The 2,160-nt window shown below is 68.8% G+C and carries 2 protein-coding genes; one reads left to right on the top strand and one right to left on the bottom strand.

Going from position 1 to position 2,160, the window contains the following annotated elements; all coding sequences use genetic code 11:
- On the top strand, window positions 1–855 hold an 855-nt coding region (locus tag VKV26_21115), incomplete at its 5' end, for a hypothetical protein (GenBank protein HLZ72413.1).
- A gap of 228 nt (window positions 856–1,083) precedes the next feature.
- Here the strand turns inward: VKV26_21115 and gmd are convergent.
- Window positions 1,084–2,067 (bottom strand): GDP-mannose 4,6-dehydratase, encoded by a 984-nt coding sequence (gmd, locus tag VKV26_21110; GenBank protein HLZ72412.1) that lies wholly within the window; start codon window positions 2,065–2,067, stop codon window positions 1,084–1,086.
- Window positions 2,068–2,160 lie beyond the last annotated feature (93 nt).

The raw sequence follows: 2,160 nt of genomic DNA, 5'->3' as shown, positions 1-2,160 counted from the left end.
CGGCTGGCGCTGGCACGGCAGATCGCGGCGCTCTACGCGGCGCGGCCGGGCGTGCGCATGATCCTCGTCGGCGGCTCGGTGGCCGCCGGCCGCGCCGACGACTACTCCGACCTCGATATCGCCGTCTACTGGGAGAGCGTGGACACCGACTGGCTGGAGGAGCCGCCGCTGGAGGCGCTGGGCGCCGAGCGCTTCACCTTCGTGCCGGCGGACGAGCACGGCGGCCGCCTGGAGCAGTACTTTCTCGGCACGCTCAAGATCGACGTGGGCAGCATCGCCCTTGCCGCCTGGCGCGAGCGGGTGGACGCCGTGCTCGAACGCGCCGACATCGACCCGGCGAAGCAGAAGGCGCTCTCCGGCTTTCTGGGCGCGGTGCCGCTGCACGGCGCTGCCGAGTGGCGGCTGCGCCACGACCGCATCGCCCGCTATCCGCAGGCGCTGGCCGAGGCGATGGCACGGGCGCACCTCTTCTTCTACCCGCAGTGGGTGCCGCGGCGGCTGGCGCTGGACCGCGGCGAGCTGCCCGGCCTCTACGACCTGCTCTGCGGCATGATCCGCAACCTGCTGGCGCTGCTGGCGGCGGTGAACCGCGTCTACTTCGCCACCGGGCCGGAGTTGAAGTGGACGGCTGAGACGCTGGCCGCCATGCCGAAGACGCCGCCGGCGACGTACGAACGTATCAGCGCCGTGCTCTCGGCACCGAACGATGAGACGCTGGCCGACTTCTACGGCCTGATCGCGGAGACGCTAAGCCTGGTCGAGCACGAGCTGCCCGCCGTGGAAACGCGCCGCACGCACGAAATCCTGGCGCTGGCGCTGCACGCCTCGCCGAGCCCCTTTCCCCCGCCCGTCTGAGGTCTGCGCCGGCGTCTCCGTTGCCGGCCGGGAGAGCGTTTGGCCCGGGCAGCGTCCAGGACGCGACGGGCCGTTCACGAACGGTCCCTACCATACCTCGCTAACTCGCCGCTCCCTGGATCGCTGCACCCAGGATCGCCCCGCCCCTAAGACATGGTTTCAAAACCGGCTCGATCGTCGTGTGCTGCGCGTGCATGACCACCAGAACGCCGGTTTTGAAACCATCTGTTAGTCCCGCCCATGCAGCCGGCGCTGTTCCAGCTCGAGGTCGCCTTCCACCATCATCGCGACAAGCTGCGGGAAGGAGACGGTGGGCTGCCAGCCGAGCGTCTCGCGGGCGCGGCTCGCGTCGCCGCGCAGCAGCTCGACCTCGGTGGGGCGCAGAAAGCGCGGATCCGCCGTCACGTACCGTTCCCAGCCGTCCAGCCCCGCGGCGGTGAACGCCGCCTCAACGAACTCGCGCACCGAGTGCGTTTCGCCCGTGGCGATCACGAAGTCGTCGGGCCGCTCCTGTTGCAGCATCAGCCACATGGCGCGCACATAGTCGCCGGCGAAGCCCCAGTCGCGCCGCGAATCCAGGTTGCCCAGCGCCAGCTCGTGCTGCACGCCCAGCTTGATCCGCGCCACCGCGTTCGTGACTTTGCGTGTGACGAACTCCAGCCCGCGGCGCGGCGACTCGTGGTTGAAGAGGATGCCGTTGACGGCATACAGGCCGTACGCCTCGCGGTAGTTGACGGTGATGTGGTGGCCGAAGGCCTTGGCCGCGCCGTAGGGGCTGCGGGGGTTGAACGGCGTCTTCTCGTTCTGCGGCGTCTCGCGCACCTTGCCGAACATCTCGCTGGACGACGCCTGGTAGAAGCGGATGCCCTTGGGGTCGAGCAGACGGATGGCCTCCAGCATGCGGGTGACGCCGATGGCGGTGAATTCGCCGGTAAGGACCGGCTGCTTCCAACTGGTCGGCACGAAGCTCATGGCGGCGAGGTTGTACACTTCCTGCGGCCGCACCTGCCGCAGCACGTCGATGAGCGAGAGCTGGTCGAGCAGGTCGGCCTGATGCAGGCTCAGCCGCCCCGTCAGATGGGCGATGCGGTCGAAGTTCTCGGTGCTGGATCGGCGAACGACGCCGTGGACCTCGTAGCCCTGGGCCAGCAGCCACTCGGCCAGGTAGCTGCCGTCCTGGCCGGTGATCCCCGTGATAAGCGCACGTTTCATCCCGTCTCCTCATGTGTCTGATCGACGCGCCGACTCCTCCGGCGCTATAAGCGCACGTTTCATCCCGTCTCCTCATGTGTCTGATCGACGCGC

The organism is Dehalococcoidia bacterium (assembly GCA_035310145.1).
In the GTDB taxonomy this organism is placed as follows: domain Bacteria; phylum Chloroflexota; class Dehalococcoidia; order CAUJGQ01; family CAUJGQ01; genus CALFMN01.
Note: the sequence above shows the minus strand (reverse complement) of the source record. Positions and strands in the feature narration are given on the sequence as shown.

Bases quoted from the DNA above. Each gene is read 5' to 3' on its own strand.
- gmd (HLZ72412.1), bottom strand. From the start codon at position 2,067: ATGAAACGTGCGCTTATCACGGGGATCACCGGCCAGGACGGCAGCTAC.